Source organism: Rhodococcus sp. NPDC006774 (assembly GCF_040636045.1).
In the GTDB taxonomy this organism is placed as follows: domain Bacteria; phylum Actinomycetota; class Actinomycetes; order Mycobacteriales; family Mycobacteriaceae; genus Rhodococcoides.
Window position 1 is genome coordinate 43,812 of record NZ_JBEYIW010000027.1, and the last position, 7,165, is coordinate 50,976.

At 63.7% G+C, this 7,165-nt stretch carries 6 protein-coding genes and 1 pseudogene; 1 reads left to right on the top strand and 6 read right to left on the bottom strand.

Translation table 11 applies throughout. The features are described from left to right. Positions 1 to 14 precede the first annotated feature (14 nt). The 6 genes and pseudogenes from ABZ677_RS25305 to ABZ677_RS25330 form a co-directional block, all read right to left on the bottom strand. A complete protein-coding gene (locus ABZ677_RS25305; protein WP_094639403.1) occupies positions 15 to 1,376 on the bottom strand; it encodes an MBL fold metallo-hydrolase in 1,362 nt (453 codons plus the stop codon). A gap of 56 nt (positions 1,377 to 1,432) precedes the next feature. Then, a pseudogene (locus ABZ677_RS25310) lies at positions 1,433 to 1,702 on the bottom strand (metal-sensitive transcriptional regulator). Between the two features lie 77 nt (positions 1,703 to 1,779). Next, positions 1,780 to 2,553, bottom strand: coding sequence for a sulfite exporter TauE/SafE family protein (locus ABZ677_RS25315; RefSeq protein ID WP_094639404.1), 774 nt, complete (start codon positions 2,551 to 2,553; stop codon positions 1,780 to 1,782). Then, a complete protein-coding gene (locus tag ABZ677_RS25320; RefSeq protein WP_094639405.1) occupies positions 2,553 to 2,972 on the bottom strand; it encodes a DUF302 domain-containing protein in 420 nt (139 codons plus the stop codon). Before ABZ677_RS25320 ends, ABZ677_RS25315 begins: the two co-directional genes overlap by 1 nt. A 42-nt stretch (positions 2,973 to 3,014) precedes the next feature. Continuing rightward, a complete protein-coding gene (locus tag ABZ677_RS25325) occupies positions 3,015 to 3,266 on the bottom strand; it encodes a YgaP-like transmembrane domain (RefSeq protein ID WP_094639406.1) in 252 nt (83 codons plus the stop codon). 28 nt (positions 3,267 to 3,294) lie between these two features. Then, a complete protein-coding gene (locus ABZ677_RS25330) occupies positions 3,295 to 5,361 on the bottom strand; it encodes an MMPL family transporter (protein WP_358374403.1) in 2,067 nt (688 codons plus the stop codon). 710 nt (positions 5,362 to 6,071) lie between these two features. On the opposite strand from ABZ677_RS25330, the gene ABZ677_RS25335 reads away from it, so the two are divergent. Next, positions 6,072 to 7,165 (top strand): DDE-type integrase/transposase/recombinase (locus ABZ677_RS25335; RefSeq protein ID WP_358374396.1); only part of this gene is annotated, 1,094 nt, incomplete at its 3' end.

Here is a 7,165-nt window from a genome sequence, read left to right on the forward strand (position 1 = left end):
GTCGAAGCATTTCGTCATGTCTTCGAGGTGTCGAGTCCGAGATCTGTTGCGCGGTTGTAGTCGTCGTCGATGAGCACCACGCTGCGATGTTCCCGGTCGAGTAGTGAGGCCGCGATCGAGGCGCGATAGCCGGAGGCGCAGTGCACCCACACTTTGCCGTCGGGAACTTCTGCGAGTCGGTGCGGCAGTTCGTGGAGGGGAATGTTGATCGCACCGGGGATGTGGCCGTCCGCGTATTCGGACTGTTGACGGGTGTCGAGCACTGCAATGTCCGAGTCCTCTGCGGCGAGTCCGGCGAAGTCGGACACTTCGTAGGACCGTACGCGCCCGTCGCTGGCGAGCGAATGAATCTCTCCGACAGCGGAGCCGGAGGGGTGGTCGATGCCGATACGTGCCAACTCCCTTGTGGCCTCGTCGATTTGATCGGATGTGTCGCCGATCAAGGTCAGCGGCGCACCCCACTGGTAGAGCCAGCCGAGGTAGGTGACGAATGTCGTCGACAGCTCGAAGCCGAGGGAACCGTCGAGATGTCCGGCAGCGAAGGCGGTGCGTGCGCGGAGGTCGACGACCCATTGTCCGTCGTCGATGCGGCGGCGTAGTTCGTCGGGGTCGACGGGTTCTGGGGTGGACAGGTCGATCGGTGCGGGGCCTTCGGTGTTGATGACGCCCATGTGGGCGTAGTACGCGGGGTAGGCCGACAGTCCTGCGATCAACTCGTCGACGTAGGTTTGTTCGTCCTGGGTCAGCGCGGGATTGGACTGTTGCTGTTCACCGATGGTCGACGAGTCGCCGCTGGTGGGGGTCGCGGAGCAGAAGCTACCGAATCCGTGGGTGGGGTAGACCTCGACGTCGGCGGGGAGTTCGGCGGCGATTCGACGGACCGAGTGGAACTGGGCATGGGTGAGCTCGTCGGTGTGTTCGGAGCCGAGTAGGTCGGTGCGGCCGGTGGATCCGTAGAGCATCGAGCCGCCGGTGAAGATTGCGATCGGTTCGTCTCCGAGTTGCAGTACGTAGCTGACGTGATGATGTGTATGGCCCGGGGTGTGCATGACCTGAAACGTCGCCGATCCCGCGTCGACGACATCGCCGTCCCCCACTGCCCGTCGCTCGAATTCGACCGGGTCACCCTCGGGCACAACGTATTCGGCTCCGGTGGCGCGTGCGAGTTCGAGGCCGCCGGTGACGTAGTCGTTGTGGATGTGGGTTTCGAGTACGTGGGTGATGGTGGCGTTCTTCTCCGCTGCCAATGCCAGGACGCGGTCGATGTCACGTTGGGGATCGATCACAACGGCGATGCCGTCGTGGCTGACCAGGTAACTGCGGTCGCCCAGGCTCGAGGTTTCGATGATGGCGATATCTGGATCGGTCGTGCTCATGGGGTACTCCTACGGTGTTGTCGGGTCGGCCTCGTTTCTGACGTGAAATGTGTCGTTCAGGCCAGTGCGAGGAAGAGTTTTTCCAGTTCCGCTTCGGTCATGGGTTCTTTGTTGTCGGCCGTGTCGCCGGTCATGCATTCGCGGAGGCCGGTGGCGACGATCTTGAAGCCGGCTTTGTCGAGGGCGCGGGACACTGCGGCGAGTTAGGTGACGACGTCTTTGCAGTCGCGTCCGTTCTCGATCATGCCGATCACTCCGGCGAGCTGGCCGTGTGCGCGGCGCAGACGGTTGAGTACCAATGCGATGCTGTCTTCGTCGCCGACCATTGCGATCTCCTGATGGTGTGAGGGTGGTAGTCGTTCCAGATTACCCCTGGGGGCATCGGGTCGGTGTGTGCGTCCGGTCATGAAAGAAAGAGTGTGTCGACAAGTACGTAGCCTGCGACGGCGAACACCAGGTAGGCGAACCACGTGCGCAGCTTGTCGGTGTCGATGCGTGTGCTCAGTCGCCCGGCGACCAGCGAGCCTGCGATCGCCGCACCGGCGAACGCGGCTGTCAGCGGCCAGTTCCCGCCGAGCCCGTCGGCCTGAGCGATCAGTCCGGCGGCGGAGTTGGCGACGATGACCACCAGCGATGTTCCGACGGCGACACTCATCTCGATTCCCAACAGCAGCACGAGTGCGGGGATGATCAGGAATCCTCCGCCGACGCCGAACAGTCCGGTGAGGACTCCGACGCCGAACCCGGTCGGGATGGACCGTGGTGCGCACCGCCGCCAGTCGATCCCGGAATTCCCTGTTTTGCAGGCAGTTCCGACATCGTCGGTGCTTCCCAGCATCCGCGCCCCGGCGATGATCATGACGATCGCGAAGCCGATCATCACGGCGGCCTCGGGCAGATGTCTTCCCAGGGCGCTGCCGACCAGGGTGCCGACGATACCGGTGGCCGCGAAGATCGCCGCCAGTCGCCACTCGACGAGCTTCGCCCGCACCTTGGGGATGGCCCCGGTCGCCGAGGCGACACCGATCACCAGCAACGAGGTCGGTATCGCCTCCGCCAGGGGCAGGTCGAGGGCGTAGACCAGAACCGGGACGGCGACGATCGACCCACCGCCGCCGAGGAGACCGAGCAGGATGCCGACGGCGACGCCGAGAACCAGGGCCAGCGTCAGGGTCATCAGCTGTGTGCTGTGTCCTGGCCACCGAGTGCGTCGATAGCGGCCTGGAGCTTGGTGGTGGCCTCGGCGGCGACGTCGGAGAGTGCTGGTTCGCCTGTCGCTTGTACCATGATGTCGGGGTTCATGGCTTCGACGATGATCGATCCGGGTGCGCTCGTGTCGGCGCGGACGACGACATTGCACGGCAGCAGCAACCCGATCTGGCGCATGACTCCGACGGCGCGGTGCGCGAGGGTGGGATTGCAGGCACCGAGGATCAGATACTGCTCCATGTCCTCGTCGAGTTTGGCCTTCAACGTGGCCTGCATGTCGATTTCGGTGAGAACACCGAATCCCTGATCGGACAGGGCTGCTTTGACGGAGTCGACTGCGGTGGCGAAGTCGGTGTCGGTCAGGGTGGTCGAGAGTGCGATGTTCATGAGGGAAATTCCTTTCGATTATCAAACTGCGGTGATGTAGGTCTACCCGTTCAGGGGCCGACGAATACTCGGCACGCCGACCCGGCTGAGGAGTGCGCTCGCCGGACACCAGCCGACCGCTGCGTAGAGGGCGAGGTTCGCGGCAGCGAACGCGCTCAGTAGTCGCCACTGCGGTGCGTGTAATTCGCCGAGTGCCAGACCGGTGGCGGTGACACCGGCAGCAAGGGCGGGGACGATACGTTCGATCGGCCATCCTGTGAATGCCGCCGAGTGGGTTGTGTTCGGATCGATCATCAGTGCTCCGTTCGGTGTGGTGAGGGTGTCAGTGAGAGAAGCTGATCGACGGCAGCACCTTGCGCAGCCAAGCCGGTGACCACCATGCGGCGTGACCGGTCAGACGCAGCAAGACCGGCAGCAGGATCAGCCTGATCAGGAAGGCATCGAGCAGTACCGCGACACCGAGAATGATGCCCATCTCTTTCGGTGGGAGCGGATCGGAGAGTGCGAAGGTGAAGAACACGGCGACCATCACCGCGGCGGCGGCGAAGATGACCCGGCCGGAGTGCGCGAGCCCGTCGACCTGAGCTGCCTTCGGGTCCCCGGTCTTCTCGTAGTGCTCTTTCGCGGTGGCGAGCAAAAACACGGTGTAGTCCATGGCGATGGCGAAGATCATCGCGAAGAAGAACACCGGACCCCAGCCGTCGAGGAAGCCTTGCGGGGTGAAGCCGAGCAGTGACGCACCGTGCCCGTCCTGGAAGATCAGCTTCGCGACCCCGAACGCTGCCGCGGTCGAGAGCAGACTGACGGCGGTGCCGAGGATCGCGATCAGCGGTGCTTGGAGCGCAACGAGCAGCAGGATGAAACCGAGCGCCAAAATGATGCCGATCACCAGCGGTAGGTAGTCGTTCAGTGCTTGCTGCAGATCGAGGTTCTCCGCCGGCGCACCGCCGACCAACGCCGACTCCGGCAGCTGTGCGCGCAGGTCACCGAGGATGGCGCCCATTCTCTCGTCCGAAGGGTCCACGGTGGGAAGTGCTTGCAGCAGTGAATAGTTCGAGCCATCGGACGCAGGTTGAGGCGGGGTGACCATCGAGATTCCGTCGACGGTAGTGGCTGCGGTGGCGGTCGCGGCCGCATCCGACGCTGGCACGACGATCTGCAGTGCGCCGGGCGCGCCGTCACCGAACTGGGCCTGGACGAGCTCGTAGCCCTGGCGAACCGGTGCGTCCTCGGGCACTACAGAGATCGAGGGCATTGCCACTTTCAGTCCGAGGACCGGAAGAGCCAGCGCGATGAGGATGCCCACGGACACCAGAGCGAACGGCCAGGGGTGCTTGTGCAGCAGTTCACCCCAGGCTGCGAATTTCGGGGAGCGGTGCTGCTGACGCTTGGCGTAGGGCAAGGATGCGGCGTTGACCTTGGAGCCGAGTGCACCCAGGGTTGCGGGGAGCAGGGTCATGGTGGCGATCAGCACGAACGTCACTGCGAGCATGATGCCGACGGCCATGGTGCGCACCGCCGGTGCGGGAACGAGCAGGACGGCCGAGAGGCTCACCAGGACGGTCAGTCCGGACAGGACCACGGCTTTGCCTGCGGTGTCCATGGTTTCGGCGACCGCGGCACGCGGATCGGCGTTGCGCAGTGCGTCGCGGAACCTGGCGACGATGAACAGGGCGTAGTCGATTCCGAGGGCGAGGGCGAACATCATCGCGAAGTTCATCGCCCACACCGAGATCGGCGTGACGCCGTTGAGCAGAACAAGTCCGCCTGCGGATGCGACCAGGCCGGCGACGGTGAGTAGCAGCGGCAATCCCGCGGCGACGAGAGAGCCGAACGCGAGCACCATGATCGCCAAAGTGACCGGCCAGGAGAACAATTCGGCCTGGATCATGGCGTCGTGGTTGGCTTTGTTGAAGTCCGACCACAGTGCTGACGACCCGGTGGGGTAGATCTCGATACCGTTGCCGGACAGTGCGGTCAGCTCGCCTTTGACCTCGTCGACGGCTTTGACCATGTCGTCGGTACTCGCGTCTGCGCCGGCGATGAGGATGCCGGTGTGACGGTCGGGGCTGATGGTCATGCCCGGCTGGGGGGCGACGATCTCGCCGAAGCGGGTGTCGCTGTCGAACACAGCCGCGACGTCGGTGAGTGTCTGCTGCATCGCCGGGTCGTCGATCGAGGCGGTGTCGGAGTGAACGACGACCTGCACTGCTGCAGAGGAGTTGCCGCCGAAATGCTGCTGGGCGAGTTCGCGTACCTGGACGGATTCGGATCCGTTGGCCTGCCAGCCGGCCCCGGCCAACGACGAAAACACCGTTGGTGCAGCTGATCCAAGGGCGATTAGGGTGATCAGCCAGATACCGAACACCCAGCGGCGACGCGTGACCATCGCGCTCCCCAGGCGGCCGAGTGCGCCAGGTGCAGGTGGCCGGTCACGGTCGTGTCGGTCGGTAGCCGCCGCGGTAGCGGGAACGGACATAGCATTCTCCTAAATACGGGTGGGGGTATATGACAAGGCCACGAAGGCCCAAAAGCTTCCTCGAAGACTTAAAGGTGAGGTGTCAGCGATGAAACAGGGAGTGAAAAAAGCCGGTGCGCCTAGCTGGATCACTGCTGCGGCCGTGGGACATTCTTCATGACGCTGTCGATGTGGCGCCCGCAGCCGGCCCAGGTGGTCTTACCGCATGTCGGGCATGCGACGGGGTAGCACATGGCAATCCTTCCTGGCGGGGTGTACCTACTGTTGCATATACCTAGGGGGGTATGCAAGTACCCCTAGGGGTATAAATCATCGATGCGAGGGTGATGAATGGGAAGGTTCACCGCCGCGGGCGAAAGGGGAACGTTCGCATTTCGTGTAGGAAGACCGCGACTGCTCGAGACGGACTACAGGTCTACCTTTAACAGTGGCTGTATGACACCCACTTCTGAACAAGTGCAGCTGACTTCTGAAACTGACACGAGTGATGTCAGTTTCAGAAGTGGGCGTCATAAATTCCTGGGGTTTTACCTCCGATTGCAGTCGTCTTCTGACATTCTGAGTGCAGAAGTGGACTGCACAATCGGTCGGTCACGCAGGCCGGGCGTTCGGAGGCTGCGATGGACGCGGACAAGTTCGATGTCGCCGAGACTGGTGTGCTGACCGCGTCGGCGGAGCAGTGGGAGCAGGCACGGTCACGGTTCGCAGTGCTCAGCGAACTAGTGGATCGATCCTCGATCGGTACCGCAGTGGTGGAGGATGCAGCGCAGCAGTTGGGGGTCTCGCCGCGGCGTGTGTACGTACTGTTGTCCAGGCTCCGGAATGGGGGAGGGTCGGTCACCGATCTGTTGGTCTCCGCTCCTGTAGGCGGGCGCGGCCGCTCTCGGATGCCGACCGAGGTGGAAGAAGTGATCGCCGAGCACATCAACCGTGAGTTTCTGGCTCGCCAGAAACTCAGTGTCGCTGCACTGCATCGTCGTATCGCGCTGGCCTGCCACCGCGTTGGACTGCCGATTCCAGCCCGCAACACAGTCACCGCGCGGATCGCAGCAATGCACCCGGGCCGCGTCGCACGCTCTCGTGGCGGACCGGACGCCGCCCGATCGCGGCAATCCGCGGGCGATGTCCCGCCGCCGGTGACGGCCGTTCTGCAGCAAGTCCAGATCGATCACACCGTGGTCGATCTGATGATCGTTGACGAATACGACCGGGCACCGATCGGTCGTCCTTATCTCACGATTGCCGTCGACGTCTTTAGCCGCTGCGTGCCAGGGTTCGTGGTGACACTCGATCCTCCGTCCGCAGTGTCGGTCGGGTTGTGTCTGGGCCGGGTGTGCTCGGACAAGAGCGTATGGATCGACGCCCTGGGCCTCGGCGCGGATGTGCGTTGGCCGATGGCCGGAAAGCCGCGCGCCTTGTACGTCGACAACGCCTCCGAGTTCAAAAGCGAAGCGCTACGGCGCGGTTGCGAGCAGCACGGCATCGACCTCGGCTACCGCCCACCCGGCAGGCCGCATTACGGCGGGATCGTCGAACGCATCATCGGCACCGTCATGACCCAGGTCCACGAACTACCCGGCACCACGTTTTCGAACCCGACGCAGCGGGGCAGCTACGATTCGGAGGGCACAGCAGCGCTGACGTTGCGAGAATTGGAACGCTGGCTGATTCTCGCGATCGCGGCGTATCACGCGGACGTGCACACCGGCCTGAG